Genomic DNA, 14,148 nt, shown 5'->3' with positions numbered 1-14,148 from the left:
AGATGTTGCGATTGCTCAAAGATGGGCATCAGTTGCTGAAACATTGGCCAAGACGTTCCGAACTGGCACTGCGTTTCCTGCTGGGACGCAAGGTGCACCTGGCCCGTTTCATCTACAACTGGTTTCCCGGCCTGGCCCTGTGTTACCTGGTGGTGGGCTGGGCGTTGCAGGGCGGCCTCTCCAGCGCCCTGCTGGCGCCGGTGATCCTGCTGCTGGGGCTGCCGGTCCAGGCCCTGCTGCTGCTGGGCAAGGAGGCGCAGAAGCCCCTCAAAGGCGGCGACAAGGGCTGGTTTTTGGAGCTGAGCGACAAGATGAAGGCCAGGGGGGTGCGCCCCTGCCGCTTGCCCCAGGGCGCCAACTACCTGGATCTGGCCTACCTGATGGAGCAGGCCTACAGCCTCGCCGACAACGCCTTCGACGGCCCCGAAAACCGCTGAGCGCCGTTGCTGGCAGGGGCGCTCGGCGGTATCATTTCCGGCCCATTTGACGGAGCCCTATCCCCATGACCGAATCCCTCAGACAGCCCAAGGGCGATCTGCTGATGCGCAGCCAGGCCATGCCGGCCGACACCAATACCAATGGTGACATCTTCGGCGGCTGGATCATGGCCCAGATGGACCTGGCCGGCGGCATCCTCGCCAATGAACTGGCCCGGGGCCGTATCGCCACCGTGGCGGTGGAATCCATGACCTTCCACCAGCCGGTCAAGGTGGGCGACGTGGTCTGCGTCTATGGCGAGTGCGTGCGCATCGGCCGCACCTCCATGACCGTCAAGCTGGAAGTCTGGGTCAAGCCGGTGCTGCGGTCCCAGGATCACAAGCGCTTCTGCGTGACAGAAGCCACCTTCACCTATGTGGCCATCGACGACAACGGCCGCCCCCGTCCCGTACCTCAGGATTGAGTCAAACATGAGCGAAGCGCCAAAACGCCCTCTCTATATTCCCTATGCCGGTCCGGCCCTGCTGGAAGCCCCCCTGCTCAACAAGGGCAGTGCCTTTACCCATGAAGAGCGGATCGCCTTCAACCTGCTGGGCCTGCTGCCCCAGTACGTGGAGACCATAGAAGAGCAGGCCGAGCGGGCCTATGCCCAGTACTGCTACTTCAACAACGACCTGGACAGGCACATCTTCCTGCGCTCCATCCAGGACAACAACGAGACCCTGTTCTACCGGCTGCTCGAAGATCACCTGGAAGAGATGATGCCCATCATCTACACGCCCACCGTCGGCGACGCCTGCCAGGAGTTCTCCAAGATCTACCGCACCCACAGGGGCCTGTTCATCTCCTATACCGACAAGGACAGGATCGACGACATCCTCCAGAACGCCACCAAGCAGAACGTCAAGGTCATCGTGGTCACCGACGGCGAGCGCATCCTGGGCCTGGGCGACCAGGGCATCGGCGGCATGGGCATTCCCATCGGCAAACTCAGCCTCTACACCGCCTGTGGCGGCATCAGCCCGGCCTATACCCTGCCGGTGGTGCTGGACGTGGGCACCAACAACCCGGATCTGCTCGATGATCCCATGTACATGGGCTGGCGCCACAACCGCATCAGCGGCGAGGAATACGACGACTTCGTGCACAGCTTCATCGAGGCGGTGAAGCGCCGCTGGCCCAACGCCCTGCTGCAGTTCGAGGACTTCGCCCAGAAGAACGCCATGCCGCTGCTGGAGCGCTACAAGGACGAACTGTGCTGCTTCAACGACGACATCCAGGGCACCGCCGCCGTCACCGTCGGCACCCTGCTGGCGGCCTGCAAGGCCAAGGGCGAACAGCTGCGTGACCAGCGGGTGACCTTCCTGGGCGCGGGCTCGGCCGGTTGCGGCATCGCCGAACAGATCATCGCCGCCATGGTGGCCGAGGGCCTGTCCGACGAGCAGGCCCGTGGCCAGGTGTTCATGGTGGATCGCTGGGGCCTGCTCACCGACGACATGCCCAACCTGATGAGCTTCCAGCAGAAGCTGGTGCAGCCCCAGGCCGCCCTGGAAGCCTGGCAGACAGAGGGCGACAACATCTCCCTGCTGGAGGTGATCCGAAACGCCAGGCCCACTGTGCTGATCGGCGTCTCCGGCCAGCGCGGCCTGTTCACCGAAGAGGTGATCAAGGCCCTGCATGACGGCTGCGAGCGCCCCCTGGTACTGCCACTGTCCAACCCCACCTCCAGGGTGGAGGCCACGCCCCAGGAGATCCTGGGCTGGACCAAGGGCCAGGCCATGGTCGCCACCGGCAGCCCCTTCCCGCCGGCCCTGGTGGACGAGGTGCGCTACCCCATCGCCCAGTGCAACAACTCCTACATCTTCCCGGGCATCGGCCTGGGGGTGCTGGCGGCCAAGGCCAACAGGGTCACCGACGGCATGCTGATGGCGGCCTCCCGGGCCCTGGCCGAATGCTCGCCCCTGGCCAGGGACGGCGAAGGGCCGCTGCTGCCGCCCCTTGGCGAGATCCGCGAGGTCAGCTGCTATATCGCCAAGGCGGTGGCCAAGCAGGCCATGGCCGAGGGCAAGGCGCTGGCCACCTCGGACGAGGCCCTGGAGGCGGCCATCGACAAGAACTTCTGGCTGCCCCGCTACCGCAACTACAGGCGCACCTCCTTCTAAGGCGTCGGGTCGACACAAACAAAGGCTCCCTCGGGAGCCTTTGTTGATCCGGCAAGCTCGGCAAAGGCTGCCACACTTATCCTGTGAGTCGCTGCGCCGAGATGCCATGAAACTCAAAGGGTTAGTCCTGCTGGCGGTGCTGGCCGCCCTCTTCGCCTATCTGTGGCTCAAGCCGGAGCCGCCCCTGGAGCTGCCCCTGGGCCAGGTGCAGCAGGGGCGGGTGGAGGCCCTGGTGGCCAACACCAGGGCCGGCACCGTCAAGGCCTGCCGCCGTGCCTACCTGTCGCTGTCCATCGGTGGCCCCATCGACAGGCTTACCGTCACCGAAGGGGACAGGGTCGAACAGGGCCAGTTGATGCTGGCGCTGTGGCAGGACGATCTCAAGGCGGCCCTGGCCCAGGCCGAGGCCGCCATCGAGGCCAGCGCCCGGCGCATCGACCAGCAATGCCTGCTGGCGAGTTTTGCCGACCGGGAAGTGGCCCGCGTCGAAGGGCTGATGGCCAGGAAGCTGGCCTCGCCCCAGCAGCTGGACGACGCCCAGACCAGGGCCAAGGCCCAGCACGCCGCCTGCGAGGCGGCCAGGGCGGAGCAGAGGCAGGCCCTGGCCAACCGGCGCCTGGTCCAGGCCCAGCTCACCAAGTCCGAGCTGCGGGCCCCCTTTGCCGGCGTGGTGGCGGAGGTGAACGGCGAGGTGGGGGAATACCTGATCCCCAGCCCGCCCGGGGTGGCGACCCTGCCGGCCATCGACCTCATTGACGACGGCTGCCTCTATGTGTCGGCCCCCATAGACGAGGTGGACGCCGCCCGCATCGGCCTGGGCCAGGCCGTCCACGTGACCTTGGACGCCTTCCCCGGCCGCCGCTTCGCCGGCCAGGTGCGCCGCATCGCCCCCTATGTGCTTGATCTGGAAAAACAGGCCAGGACGGTGGCGGTGGAGGTGACCCTGCTGGACGGCCCTGAGGACCAGCCGCTGCTGGTGGGCTATTCGGCGGACGTGGAGATCGTCACCGCCACCGTGGACGACGGCCTCTGGGTGCCAGCCGAGGCGCTGCTGCCGGACGACAGCCTGTATCGGGTAGACAGCCAGGGCCGCCTGGAGCAGGTTCAGGTGCAGACGGGGCTGCGCAACTGGCAGCAGGTGGTGATAACCGGCGGTCTGGCCCGGGGCGAGCTTATCCTGCTCAGGCCCAACGATCCGGCGGTGGCCCCCGGCAAACGGGTGGCCGTCCATGATTGAACTCACCGAGGTCAGCCGCCGTTTCCAGTTGGGCGACCAGCAGGTGCTGGGCCTGGACAGGGTGACGCTGTCCATAGGCCGGGGCGACTACCTGTCGGTGATGGGGCCGTCCGGCTCCGGCAAGTCCACCCTGCTCAACGTGCTGGGGCTGCTGGACAGGCCGGACGAGGGCGAATACCGCCTGGACGGCCAGGTCACGGCCCGGCTCGGCGAGGAAGCGCGGGCCCGGCTTCGGGCCAGCCATATCGGCTTCGTGTTCCAGTCCTTCAACCTCATCAAGCGCCTCAGCGCCTTCGACAACATGGCCCTGCCGCTGATGCTGGCCGGTGTCGCCCCCGCCGAGCGCCGCCAGCGGATCCAGGCCCTGCTGGCGGAGCTGGATCTGAGCGATCGCGCCCGGCACCTGCCCCACCAGCTGTCCGGCGGCCAGCAGCAACGGGTGGCCATAGGCCGGGCCATGGCCACGGCGCCCAAGCTGCTGCTGGCGGACGAGCCCACCGGCAACCTGGACTCCCGCTCCGGCGTCCAGGTCATAGAGCTGCTGGAAGGGCTCAACGCCAGGGGCATCACCCTGGTGCTGGTGACCCACGACCCACAGGTGGGCCAGCGGGCCGGGCGGCGGCTGCGCATGCGCGACGGCGCCATCGTCGAGGACCAATCGTGAGGGGCCCGGATCTGCTGGCCTACGCCATCGACAACCTGCGCCACCAGGGCCTGCGGGGGCCCATGCTGCTGCTGGCCATGGCCATCTCGGTGGCCTCGGTACTGGTGCTGGTGGCCCTGGGCCAGGGCGCCAGGGGCTTCGTGGAGCGGGAGTTCGCCTTCATCGGCCGGGATCTGCTGGTGGTGCTGCCGGGGCGCAAGGAGACCACAGGCGGCCTGCCGCCCATCACCGGCACCGCGGCCCGGGATCTGACCCTGGACGATATGGCCCACCTGAAGCGGCACCTGGGCGGGGTGCGCCTGGCGCCCCTGGTGGTGGGGAGGGTGGAGCTGGCCTTTGGCGGCCGGGCCAGGGAGGTGATGACCCTGGGCACCACGGCCGCCTTCTTCGACACCCACAACCTCGATATCGTCCAGGGCCGCGGCCTGCCCGCGATGCCGCCCGAACAGGCCCAGGCCGTCTGCGTCCTTGGCGACAAGCTGGCCGGCAGCCTCTTCGACCAGGAGAGCCCCCTGGGCCAGCGGCTGCGGATGGGGCCGGCCCGCTGCCGGGTGGTGGGGGTGTTCACCGGCACCGGCAGCGCCATGGGCATCGATATCTCCGACGATCTCATCATTCCCGTGGCCTCGGCCCAGGCCCTGTTCAACACCCCGGGGCTATTTCGCCTCTTCGTCCAGGCCAAGGGGGGCGGCGATCTGGCCCCCCTCAAGGCCCGGGTGCTGGCACTGATCAGGGAGCGCCACCAGGGCGAGGCGGACGTGACCCTCATCTCCCCGGACGCGCTGCTGAGGACGTTTGGCGACATCATGACGGTGCTGACCGCGGCGGTGTCCGGCATCGCCGCCATCAGCCTGGCCGTGGCCGGGATCCTGCTGATGAACATCAGCCTGATCAACATCCAGCAGCGCATCCCCGAGGTGGGCCTGCTCAAGGCCCTGGGCGCCAGCTCGGCGCAGATCCAGGCGCTCTTCCTGACCGAGGCGGCCCTGCTCAGCGGCGCCGGGGCCGCCCTGGGCATGGTGCTGGGCCAGGGGCTGCTCTGGGGCGCCAATCTGCTGTGGCCGGACTTCCTGCTGCAGCTGGTGCCCTGGAGCCTGCCGGCGGCGCTGCTGCTGGCCGTCGGCGTGGGGCTGCTGTTTTCCTGGCTGCCGGCCCGCCGCGGCGCCGGCCTGGATCCTGTGGTGGCGCTCAGGGGGGGCGCCTGATGCGCCCGGCGGATGCGGCCTTCTGGATCTGGCGGGCCCTGGGCCAGGGCCGGCTCAGCACCACGCTCAGCGTGCTCGGCATCGCCATCGGCATCTGCGCCGTGACCCTGCTCACCGCCATCGGCGAAGGGGTCCGCCAGTACGTGCTGACCAGCTTCTCCCAGTTCGGCAGCCACCTGGTGGCCATCACCCCGGGCAAGACCCAGACCCAGGGCCTGGGCAGCCTGCTGGGTTCGGTGCGGCCGTTGACCCTGGAGGACGCCGAGTCCCTGCGCCGCCTGCCCGGTGTGGAGCAGGTGGTACCCCTGGTCAGCGGCACCGGCACCATCAAGGCCGGCCGCTACAGCCGCGCCAGCGACATCCTGGGGGTGGGGCACGAGGCGGCCAAGGCCTGGCACTTCCAGGTGGCCAGCGGCCGCTTCCTGCCCGACGAGCGCCCGGCCAGGCCCCTGGCGGTGCTGGGCAGCCGCATGGCCGGCGAGCTGTTCCCGAGTGGCGGCGCCCTCGGCAGCCGCATCCATATCGCCGGCCACCGCTTCCGGGTGGTGGGCATCATGGCCTCCAAGGGCCAGTTCCTGGGCTTCGATCTGGACGACGTGGTCTATATCCCGGCCGAGCAGGCCCTGGGGCTGTTCGACCGCACCGGCCTGATGGAGGTGGACGTGGTCTACCGGCCCCAGCTGTCCGAGGCCGACATCACCGAGCTGCTGCGTGGCCAGCTGCTGGCCCGCCATGGCCGCGACGACGTGACCCTGTTCACCCAGGCCGACATGCTGGCCAGCCTGGAGCGGATCCTGTCGGTGATCCAGAGCGCCATCGCCGGCATCGGCGGCATCTCCCTGCTGGTGGGCGGGGTCGGGATCTTCACCATTTTCTCCATCGCCATCGACGACCGCCGGGTGGAGATCGGCCTGCTGCGGGCCCTGGGACTGTCCCAGGGGCGGCTGCTGGGGCTGTTCATGGGCGAGGCCATGGTGCTGGCGCTGCTGGGCGGCCTGGCCGGCTTCGCCCTGCTGCTGCTGATCCGCCTGCTGCTGTGGCTGCTGCTGCCCGCGCTGCCGCTGAGCCTGCACCTGGGTTTCTTGCTGCTGGCGCTGCTGCTGGCGGCCGGGGTCGGCCTGGTGGCCGGGGTACTGCCGGCCTGGCGGGCCAGCCGGCTGCCGCCCGTGCAGGCCCTGCACGCCGAATGAGGAGACTGTCATGCATGCCAACCTGACCCATATCGCCCTGCACGTGAAGGACGTCCAGGCCTGCCGCCATTTCTACGAGAGTTATTGCGGCCTCAGGGTGGTGCGCACCCGGGGCGAGCCGGCCGAGCCCATCTACTGGCTGGCCGAGCCGGGCCGGGAGTCGGCGTTCATCCTGGTGCTGCTGCCGGGCGGGCCTGGCCAATGTCACCCCGATGGGGATTTCAGCCACCTGGGCTTCGCCCTGGACAGCCGCGCCGCCGTGGATGCAGCCGCCGAAACCGCCAAAGCGGAGGGCAGGCTGCTGTGGCCGCCCCGGCAGGAGCCCTGGCCTGTGGGCTATTACTGCGGGGTCTGGGATCCCGACGGCAACCAAGTGGAATTCAGCTATGGCCAGCCCCTGGGGCCAGGGGCCGACCTGGGTGGCTAGTGGCCGGCCGGGTGGTTCCAGTCGGGCAGCAGCACGATGCAGTTGGGGTTGTAGCCGCCGTCCTTGAGGGTGTCGATGCTGTCCACCGCCTCGCCCTTGGCCAGATCCACCAGGGTCACGGAGCCGTCGCTCATGCCGGGCAGGTTGAGCAGGGCGTTCTGTACATAGGCGTAGCGCCAGTCCTTGGTGAAGGCCACATGGTGGGCGCCCTCGGCGGTCCTGATGCTTTTCAGCAGCCGCGGCTGGCTGGCGTCGCCGCTGACATCGAAGATGTGCAGGTGGCCGGGCTGGCCCGTGGTGACGTAGAGGCGGTCGCCGGCCGGGTTGAAGTAGAGCTCCAGGGGCGTGGCTACGTTCAGGCCGGCGAAATCGAAGGCCGGCCTGACTTCGAAGTCCTTGATGTCGGCCCGCCACTTGGCCACCCAGAGACTGTTGCTGCCCATGTTGCTGATGTAGGCCAGGGGCTGCTCCTCATCCATCTTGAACAGGATCTCCACCGGCGCGGCGCCGGACGGGGCGGGCTCGTGGGAGACCCTGTGGCTGCCCAGCACCTTGCCGGTGCTGGCCTCGATGACGGTGATGGTGTCGCCGGCCTTGCTCATGTCGGTGGGGCTGACGGTGCTGGTGACCAGGAGCCGGTCTAGGCCGTCGTGGATGCTGATGCCGTGGGGGTAGGGCTCGGGCAGGGCGACCACCCGGGTGAGTTCGTCCTTGACGGCATCGCCCATCATCAGGTTCTGGCTGCCCATGCAGGTCAGGTACCAGCGTTTGTTGTCGCCGGAGAACACCACGTCTTCCCCCACCTGGCATTCGGGCACCGGGATCACCTTGATGCGGTAGGGGTTTTGCATCAGGTCGATGACCCTCAGCTCGCTCCTGCCCAGGGCCGTCACATAGGCCTTGGTGGCGTCGCGGTTGTAGAAGATGTGGTGGGCCACCAGATCCGCCGGCAGCGGCAGATCCATGAGGATCTGCCCGTAGTTGGGGGAGTCGGGATCCACGTCCAGGATGGCGATGCCCTCGCGGCGCTGCTGGGGGGCGAAGATCTGCTTCATCTCCTTGAGGGACTCGGGGGGCTTGGACTCGTAGTTGAGCATGGCCAGGATCTCGGCGCCGGCCAGGGGAGCCAATGCCATCATCAACAGGCCCAGGCCAAGCTGGTGCAGGGCTTTCATGACGTCACCTTTTTTGCTGTTGTGGTGAAGGCTTAAGTCTAGCCCAGGGCCGCTATAGTTAAGGGATGCCGGAGGTTTAGATGATCAAAGCCCTGTCCATACTGCTGCTGAGTTTTTCCCTGGTTTCCCAGGCCGAGGAGGCCAGGCGCTTCGACCTGCGCCTGGCAGGCGGCGCCCTGGTACAGAGCCAGCAGCTGATCAAGGTCACGCAAGGGGAGGCCGTGCAGATCTGGTGGTACAGCGACCAGGCCCTGGCGCTGCACCTGCACGGCTACGATATCAGCCTGGCGGTCCAGCCACAGGTGCCGGCGGTGATGGCCTTCAAGGCCAGGGCCACGGGACGTTTCCCCATCAGCCGCCACGGCGAGGGTCATGATGACCACCAGACCCTGCTCTACCTGGAAGTGCATCCCCGCTAGCCTGCTGCTGTCCCTGCCTGCCTGGGGGCACGGCTTCGCCCAGCGCTACGATCTGCCGGTGCCGCTGTGGCTGTACCTGAGCGGCGCCGGCGCCGCCGTGCTGCTGTCGTTCGTGGTGCTGCTGTGGATCCTGGGCCGCCGCCATGACCGGCGCCGCTGGCGCTACAACCTGCTGCCGCTGCTGCCCGCCTGGCTGCCTTCCCTGTTTGTCCTGGTGCTGCGCCTGCTGGGCGTGGTGCTGCTGTTGCTGGTGCTGGCCAGCGGCTTCTGGGGGCCGGCGTCGCCGTTCAAGAATGCCGCCCCTGTGCTGGTCTGGGTGCTTGGCTGGGTGGGCCTGGCCTACCTGAGCGGCCTGGTGGGCAACCTCTGGCCGCTGCTCAATCCCTGGCGCAGCCTGTTTATGGCCGTGGAGCGTTTGGGCAGGCGGCCCTGGCCGGGGTTGCTGGACTACCCCAGCTGGCTGGGACACTGGCCGGCGGTGCTGCTCTTTTGGGGCTTCGTGTGGCTGGAGCTGATCTGGCCCGGCAGCGATCGGCCCCTGTCCCTGGCCTTGGTGCTGCTGGGCTATTCGCTGCTGAGCTGGGCCGGCATGGCGCTGTTCGGGCGCGAGCTGTGGCTGGGCCGGGGCGAAGTGTTCACCCAGGTGTTCGGCTACCTGGCCCGTTTCGCGCCCCTGGCCGCGGGCACTCAGGGCACGGGCCCCTGCCGGCTGTGCGGCGCCCTGGCGGACAGCCACGACTGCCCGGCTTGCCTTGAACGGGCCGAACCGGGCCAGCGCCGGCTCTGGCTCCGGCCCTTCGGCAGCGGCCTGCTGGTCGAGGACGGCCTGTCGCCGTCCCAGGTGGTGCTGGTGCTGTCCATGCTGGCCTCGGTGACCTTCGACGGCCTGCTGGCGACGCCGCTCTGGCAGCAGCTGGGCCAGGGGCTGCTCGGCGCCCTGGCGCCTTTTTGGCTGTGGTTGAAGGTCCAGGGCCGGGATCCCCTGCTGTGGATGACCAGCCTGGTCATGGCGCTCTTCGCCCTGGGTTTTGCCGGGCTGTTCGGCCTTTGTGCCTGGCTGATGGCCAGGGGGGTGAAGGGTTGGCGTCTGGCGGCGGTGGCCAGCCGCTTCGTGCTGACCCTGATCCCCATCGCCCTGGCCTACCACCTGGCCCATTACCTGTCCTATCTGCTCATCGTCGGCCAGTACGCCATCCCCATACTCTCGGACCCTTTCGCCCTGGGCTGGGATCTGTTCGGCGGCAGCCTCTATCTGGTGGATATTGCCATCATCAATGCCAGGACGCTGTGGTGGCTGAGCGTGCTGGCCATTGTGGTGGCCCATGTGATGGCGGTCTACCTGGCCCATGTGCTGGCGCTCAGGCTGTTCAGGGGCCGGCGCGAGCTGCTGGCCAGCCAGCTGCCGCTGCTGGTGTTGATGGTGGCCTACACGGTGACCAGCCTGTGGATCCTGGCCCAGCCCATCGTCGAATAACTCAGTTGCGGCGGATCAGCTCCATGGGGGGCCTCCTAGTTGCCGAGATAGTCACTGTCGTGAAAGTCCTTGAGCCAGTTGGGCCGGTAGACCGCCAGCAGGGTGACCGCCATGCCGTTGAGCAGGGCCTCGGGAAAGGCCAGCAGCGGCATCAGGACCAGGTAGTTGTCGAGCACCTTGGCAGCACTCAGCCCCAGGCCCCAGTGGAACCAGGCGGCCATGGACAGCATCTTGGCCACCAACGTCAGGGCGCCGCAGAAGAAGCCGCAGACGAAGAAATAGACGAACAGGTGCCGGGGCAGGTACAGGTAGGCCAGGCGGCGCACCGCTTCCGTCACCAGCACCGGCACCAGGATGCCGAACAGGCCGTTGGCGCCCAGGTGGGCCCCGTCTTCCACGCCGAACAGGGTCAGGGTGACCAGGGTCAGGCTGCCCGCCACCAGGGCCAGGCGCCAGCCCAGCACCAGGGTGGCGGTGGTCAGCCCCAGCACATGCACCTCCAGGCCGGGCTCGATACCGGCCTGCAGCAGCCACAGCGGCAGCAGCGCCAGGGCCGTGCCCAGCAGCAGCCGCTGCAGCCAGTGGCTCTGGTGCAGCCAGCGCCATTGCTCAGGCCGCTGCAGGGCCACCAGCAACGCCAGGTAGAGCAGCAGGGTGACGGCCTGGGGCATGTCCATCAGAGCTCGAAACGGGTCCAGATGGGGGCGTGGTCTGAGGGTTTCTCTATGCCCCTGAGTTCATAGTCGATGTCCGCTTCCACCGCCTTGTCCGCCAGCGGCCTGGTGGCCATGACCAGATCGATGCGCAGGCCGCGGTTGTCGTCGAAGCCACGGGAACGGTAGTCGAACCAGGAGAAGCGGTCGCTGACGTCCGGGTTGAGCTGGCGATAGGTGTCCACCAGGCCCCAGTCCTTGAGGGTGGCCATCCACTCCCTTTCCTCCGGCAGGAAGGAGCACTTGCCGTCGCGCAGCCAGCGCTTGGCGTTGGCCTCGCCGATGCCGATGTCCAGATCCGTGGGCGAGATGTTCATGTCGCCGATGATGGCGATCTTGTCGTCCGGGCTGTGGTGCTCGTCCAGGTACTGCATCAGATCCCGGTAGAACTTCTGCTTGGCCGGGAACTTGGTCTCGTGCTTGCGGTTTTCGCCTTGGGGGAAGTAGCCGTTCAGCACCGTCAGGGTGTTGCCGCCGGGCAGGGCGAAGCTGCCCATGATCATGCGCCGCTGGGCGTCCTCGTCGTCGCCGGGGTAGCCCAGGCGGACCTGCTGGGGTGCCTGCTTGGACAGCAGCGCCACGCCGTAGTGGCCCTTCTGGCCGTGAAAGTGCACGTGGTAGCCCATGGCCTGGACCGCCTCCAGGGGAAACTGGTCGTCATGGACCTTGGTTTCCTGCAGGCCGATGATGTCCGGCTGGTGCTTGTCGATCAGGGCCTGGAGCTGGTGAAGCCTGGCCCTCAGACCATTGATATTAAATGAAACAATTTTCATCTTACTGTCGATCCTTGGGGTTTGGGGGCATGGTAACATGAGCGGCTCGGGCCTGGCATTCAGGGCCGATTCAGTGATGGCTTTCTAGGCTTGGTGGCCAAGAAGAATGAGGAGACTACCGTGGGCACAAGGATATGGCTGGGGCTGCTGGCTCTGATGGCCGGCCCCACCCTGGCGGCAACGGGACCCAAGCTGGCGTCCGGCGCCAGCCCCTTCAGCTACAACTTCGTGGATGTCGGCTATGCCTGGGCCAAACTCGGCCATGCCAGGGGGGCTGCCGATGGCCTGCAGATCACCGCCGTGGGGCACCTGGCGCCGGATCTGTACCTGCGTTCCAGCTATCTCTATGGCCACGACGGCCAGGGCGATCACGGCCTGCTGAAGATGAACCTGGGCCAGCGCCTGGCCCTGGACAAGGTGACCGACTGGTACTGGGAAGGGGGCTTTGCCCGCCGTGCCGACGACGTGCAGGGGGTGGATCACGGCGTCAACCTGGCCACCGGGTTGCGTCACCGGTTGACCGCGGCGCTGGAGCTGTCCGGGGAAGTCTCCTTGACCCAGACCCGCCGGGCCGAACTGGCCATGACCGGCGGCGCCCTTTACCAGCTGCCGAAGAACTGGGCGCTGGCGGTCCATTACACCCTGGGGCGTCGGGACCATTACGGCGTGCTCAGCCTGCGTTACCAGTTCTGACATAAAAAACGGCAGCCAAGGCTGCCGTTTCTCTTACTCGCCGTAGGCGATGGCCTCGATTTCCACCAGGGCGTCCTTGGGCAGGCGCGCCACCTCCACGCAGCTGCGGGCCGGCTTGTGATCACCGAAGAAGGCTTCGTAGATGCCGTTGACGGTAGCGAAGTCGTTGAGATCCTTCACGAACACCGTGGTCTTGAAGACATGCTCCTTGCCCAGGCCGGCGGCGGCCAGTATGGCTTCGACGTTGGCCAGGGCCAGCCTGGCCTGCTCCTCGATGGTGGCCGGCATTTCACCTGTGGCCGCGTCCAGGGGGATCTGACCTGAGGTGTAGAGGAAAGGGCCGACCTTGCGGGCCTGCACATAGGGACCGATGGCGGCCGGCGCCTTCTCGGTTTGGATGACGGTTTGGCTCATGACATGGATTCCAATGAACGAAAGAGGGGGCCAGCATAGCAGCTAGTCCTGCTCCCGGCGAGCCTCCTGGCGCCGCTGGAACAGGCCCTGATCCTCTCCTTCTTTCAGGCACTTAAGCTCTTCGTCACTGAAATCGTCGCGATAATAACGGAACTCCAGGCATTCCTGGCGGTATCTTTCCATAGCGGCGCCGTGCATCTGCGGACGGCCCTTGAGGTTGTCCATGTTGCGGCGCATCTGATCGCAGCGGCGCTGCTGTTCCATGACCACTTCGATACGTTCACAGGGCGGCGCCATGGCGCAGGCGTTGAGCAGCAGGGGCAGGGCCAGGGCCGGCAGGCAGTTTTTCATGGGGTTCTCCCTGAAACACAGGTTTTTGAATTTTCTGTTGTTTCAGGGAGTGTAGTTCAATGCAGTTGACCGGAGGGGGCCATGCGCGGCTTGCCCATGGCCTCGGCCAGCATCTCCAGGCGCTGGGCCATCAGCGGCTGGTTGCAAAAGCGCGGCATGAAGGCCAGCAGGCGGCCGAGCAGGTATTGCTGATCCAGCACCGTCATCTCCACCAGCATGTCCTGCAGTATGGCGGTGCTGCCCAGGGACGGCTTCATCATCTCGGGGTGCTCGGATACATACTGGATGGCGAAGTCGGCGGCGCCGGACTGCATGGTGTCCATCAGGCAGATGAAGCTGTCGCCGTCGTGCTGGTGCTCCTGGGGCACGGTGTCGGACAGCGCCAGCAGCGAGTCCAGCATGCTCCTGGCCTCGTCGGGCAGGAACTCCCTGGGCTCGTCACACTTGGGGTGATCGGCGGCAAAGGCCTGGGGCAGGGCACGGATCACCGCCGCCATCATCTCCGACTCGGCCATGACCGCCGCGGCTTCCAGCTGCTGCTGCTCGGGCAGCATCATCAGGCCCGGGTACTCGTTGGCCAGGCGCACCATGGCCGCCACTTCCAGACAGTAGACAAAGCAGGCCAGCCAGCTGCCGCATTCGGTGGGGCTGAGGGTGTCCCAGTCCCTGTGCACCAGGTGACTGGCCGAAAAGTGGCCGGCATCGGTCTCGTGGCTGTCTTGCCACAGCTCCAGACCGTCCTGGTAATGGGCGATAAGCTTCTCTGTCAGTTCCTGCAGTTCCACCTGGGTGTGATCTCCGCCTGAGGGCCAA

At 67.1% G+C, this 14,148-nt stretch carries 17 protein-coding genes; 11 read left to right on the top strand and 6 right to left on the bottom strand.

The window, feature by feature from the left end; all coding sequences use genetic code 11:
• Positions 1-2 precede the first annotated feature (2 nt).
• The 8 genes from WDB71_RS09830 to WDB71_RS09795 all read left to right on the top strand — a co-directional run bounded on the left by WDB71_RS09830 (position 3) and on the right by WDB71_RS09795 (position 7,323).
• Entirely contained in the window at positions 3-437 is a 435-nt protein-coding gene (locus WDB71_RS09830; RefSeq protein ID WP_341501410.1) for a DUF412 family protein, read from the top strand.
• Positions 438-502: 65 nt separating this feature from the next.
• Positions 503-901: an acyl-CoA thioester hydrolase YciA gene (yciA, locus tag WDB71_RS09825; RefSeq protein ID WP_341501409.1), complete on the top strand. Its 399-nt coding sequence runs from the start codon at positions 503-505 to the stop codon at positions 899-901.
• A 7-nt stretch (positions 902-908) separates the two neighbouring features.
• Positions 909-2,600, top strand: a complete 1,692-nt coding sequence (locus WDB71_RS09820; protein ID WP_341501408.1) for an NAD-dependent malic enzyme — start codon at positions 909-911, stop codon at positions 2,598-2,600.
• Positions 2,601-2,706: 106 nt separating this feature from the next.
• Complete coding sequence (locus WDB71_RS09815; protein WP_341501407.1) at positions 2,707-3,837, top strand: efflux RND transporter periplasmic adaptor subunit; 1,131 nt, start codon at positions 2,707-2,709, stop codon at positions 3,835-3,837.
• Entirely contained in the window at positions 3,830-4,501 is a 672-nt protein-coding gene (locus WDB71_RS09810; protein ID WP_341501406.1) for an ABC transporter ATP-binding protein, read from the top strand. The genes WDB71_RS09815 and WDB71_RS09810 overlap by 8 nt, the downstream gene beginning before the upstream one ends.
• On the top strand, positions 4,498-5,706 hold the full coding sequence (locus tag WDB71_RS09805) for an ABC transporter permease (protein ID WP_341501405.1): 1,209 nt from the start codon (positions 4,498-4,500) through the stop codon (positions 5,704-5,706). Before WDB71_RS09810 ends, WDB71_RS09805 begins: the two co-directional genes overlap by 4 nt.
• The gene (locus WDB71_RS09800; protein ID WP_341501404.1) at positions 5,706-6,896 is read left to right on the top strand and encodes an ABC transporter permease; all 1,191 of its coding nucleotides are present in this window, start codon (positions 5,706-5,708) and stop codon (positions 6,894-6,896) included. The genes WDB71_RS09805 and WDB71_RS09800 overlap by 1 nt, the downstream gene beginning before the upstream one ends.
• A 10-nt stretch (positions 6,897-6,906) precedes the next feature.
• Positions 6,907-7,323, top strand: a complete 417-nt coding sequence (locus WDB71_RS09795) for a VOC family protein (RefSeq protein WP_341501402.1) — start codon at positions 6,907-6,909, stop codon at positions 7,321-7,323.
• On the opposite strand, the gene WDB71_RS09790 is transcribed toward WDB71_RS09795, so the two are convergent.
• Positions 7,320-8,498 (bottom strand): hypothetical protein, encoded by a 1,179-nt coding sequence (locus WDB71_RS09790; RefSeq protein ID WP_341501401.1) that lies wholly within the window; start codon positions 8,496-8,498, stop codon positions 7,320-7,322. The genes WDB71_RS09795 and WDB71_RS09790 overlap by 4 nt on opposite strands.
• Positions 8,499-8,578: 80 nt before the next feature.
• On the opposite strand from WDB71_RS09790, the gene WDB71_RS09785 reads away from it, so the two are divergent.
• Together WDB71_RS09785 and WDB71_RS09780 are read left to right on the top strand one after the other, a co-directional pair.
• A complete protein-coding gene (locus WDB71_RS09785) occupies positions 8,579-8,917 on the top strand; it encodes a hypothetical protein (RefSeq protein WP_341501400.1) in 339 nt (112 codons plus the stop codon).
• Positions 8,871-10,391 (top strand): hypothetical protein, encoded by a 1,521-nt coding sequence (locus WDB71_RS09780; protein WP_341501398.1) that lies wholly within the window; start codon positions 8,871-8,873, stop codon positions 10,389-10,391. The genes WDB71_RS09785 and WDB71_RS09780 overlap by 47 nt, the downstream gene beginning before the upstream one ends.
• Positions 10,392-10,426: 35 nt before the next feature.
• Here the strand turns inward: WDB71_RS09780 and WDB71_RS09775 are convergent, their stop codons facing one another.
• Positions 10,427-11,068, bottom strand: a complete 642-nt coding sequence (locus WDB71_RS09775) for an energy-coupling factor ABC transporter permease (RefSeq protein ID WP_341501397.1) — start codon at positions 11,066-11,068, stop codon at positions 10,427-10,429.
• Positions 11,068-11,877 carry an exodeoxyribonuclease III gene (gene xthA / locus WDB71_RS09770; protein ID WP_341501396.1) on the bottom strand — a complete coding sequence of 270 codons (810 nt, stop codon included), beginning with the start codon at positions 11,875-11,877 and terminating at the stop codon, positions 11,068-11,070. The genes WDB71_RS09775 and xthA overlap by 1 nt, the downstream gene beginning before the upstream one ends.
• A gap of 120 nt (positions 11,878-11,997) precedes the next feature.
• On the opposite strand from xthA, the gene WDB71_RS09765 reads away from it, so the two are divergent.
• On the top strand, positions 11,998-12,570 hold the full coding sequence (locus tag WDB71_RS09765; RefSeq protein ID WP_341501395.1) for a hypothetical protein: 573 nt from the start codon (positions 11,998-12,000) through the stop codon (positions 12,568-12,570).
• A gap of 33 nt (positions 12,571-12,603) precedes the next feature.
• Here the strand turns inward: WDB71_RS09765 and WDB71_RS09760 are convergent, their stop codons facing one another.
• From WDB71_RS09760 to WDB71_RS09750, 3 genes are read right to left on the bottom strand one after another with little or no spacing between them, the layout of a single operon-like run.
• The gene (locus tag WDB71_RS09760) at positions 12,604-12,984 is read right to left on the bottom strand and encodes a RidA family protein (RefSeq protein ID WP_341501394.1); all 381 of its coding nucleotides are present in this window, start codon (positions 12,982-12,984) and stop codon (positions 12,604-12,606) included.
• A gap of 42 nt (positions 12,985-13,026) precedes the next feature.
• Positions 13,027-13,335, bottom strand: a complete 309-nt coding sequence (locus tag WDB71_RS09755) for a hypothetical protein (RefSeq protein ID WP_341501393.1) — start codon at positions 13,333-13,335, stop codon at positions 13,027-13,029.
• A gap of 56 nt (positions 13,336-13,391) precedes the next feature.
• The gene (locus WDB71_RS09750) at positions 13,392-14,120 is read right to left on the bottom strand and encodes a hypothetical protein (RefSeq protein WP_341501392.1); all 729 of its coding nucleotides are present in this window, start codon (positions 14,118-14,120) and stop codon (positions 13,392-13,394) included.
• Positions 14,121-14,148 lie beyond the last annotated feature (28 nt).

Source organism: Gallaecimonas sp. GXIMD4217 (assembly GCF_038087665.1).
In the GTDB taxonomy this organism is placed as follows: Bacteria; Pseudomonadota; Gammaproteobacteria; order Enterobacterales; family Gallaecimonadaceae; genus Gallaecimonas.
This window is presented reverse-complemented; position numbering and strand designations above follow the sequence as displayed.

Bases quoted from the DNA above. Each gene is read 5' to 3' on its own strand.
- WDB71_RS09830 (WP_341501410.1), top strand. From the start codon at position 3: ATGTTGCGATTGCTCAAAGATGGGCATCAGTTGCTGAAACATTGGCCA.
- WDB71_RS09790 (WP_341501401.1), bottom strand. From the start codon at position 8,498: ATGAAAGCCCTGCACCAGCTTGGCCTGGGCCTGTTGATGATGGCATTG.
- WDB71_RS09810 (WP_341501406.1), top strand. From the start codon at position 3,830: ATGATTGAACTCACCGAGGTCAGCCGCCGTTTCCAGTTGGGCGACCAG.
- WDB71_RS09755 (WP_341501393.1), bottom strand. From the start codon at position 13,335: ATGAAAAACTGCCTGCCGGCCCTGGCCCTGCCCCTGCTGCTCAACGCC.
- yciA (WP_341501409.1), top strand. From the start codon at position 503: ATGACCGAATCCCTCAGACAGCCCAAGGGCGATCTGCTGATGCGCAGC.
- WDB71_RS09820 (WP_341501408.1), top strand. From the start codon at position 909: ATGAGCGAAGCGCCAAAACGCCCTCTCTATATTCCCTATGCCGGTCCG.
- WDB71_RS09760 (WP_341501394.1), bottom strand. From the start codon at position 12,984: ATGAGCCAAACCGTCATCCAAACCGAGAAGGCGCCGGCCGCCATCGGT.
- xthA (WP_341501396.1), bottom strand. From the start codon at position 11,877: ATGAAAATTGTTTCATTTAATATCAATGGTCTGAGGGCCAGGCTTCAC.
- WDB71_RS09795 (WP_341501402.1), top strand. From the start codon at position 6,907: ATGCATGCCAACCTGACCCATATCGCCCTGCACGTGAAGGACGTCCAG.
- WDB71_RS09780 (WP_341501398.1), top strand. From the start codon at position 8,871: ATGATGACCACCAGACCCTGCTCTACCTGGAAGTGCATCCCCGCTAGC.
- WDB71_RS09800 (WP_341501404.1), top strand. From the start codon at position 5,706: ATGCGCCCGGCGGATGCGGCCTTCTGGATCTGGCGGGCCCTGGGCCAG.
- WDB71_RS09775 (WP_341501397.1), bottom strand. From the start codon at position 11,068: ATGGACATGCCCCAGGCCGTCACCCTGCTGCTCTACCTGGCGTTGCTG.
- WDB71_RS09785 (WP_341501400.1), top strand. From the start codon at position 8,579: ATGATCAAAGCCCTGTCCATACTGCTGCTGAGTTTTTCCCTGGTTTCC.
- WDB71_RS09815 (WP_341501407.1), top strand. From the start codon at position 2,707: ATGAAACTCAAAGGGTTAGTCCTGCTGGCGGTGCTGGCCGCCCTCTTC.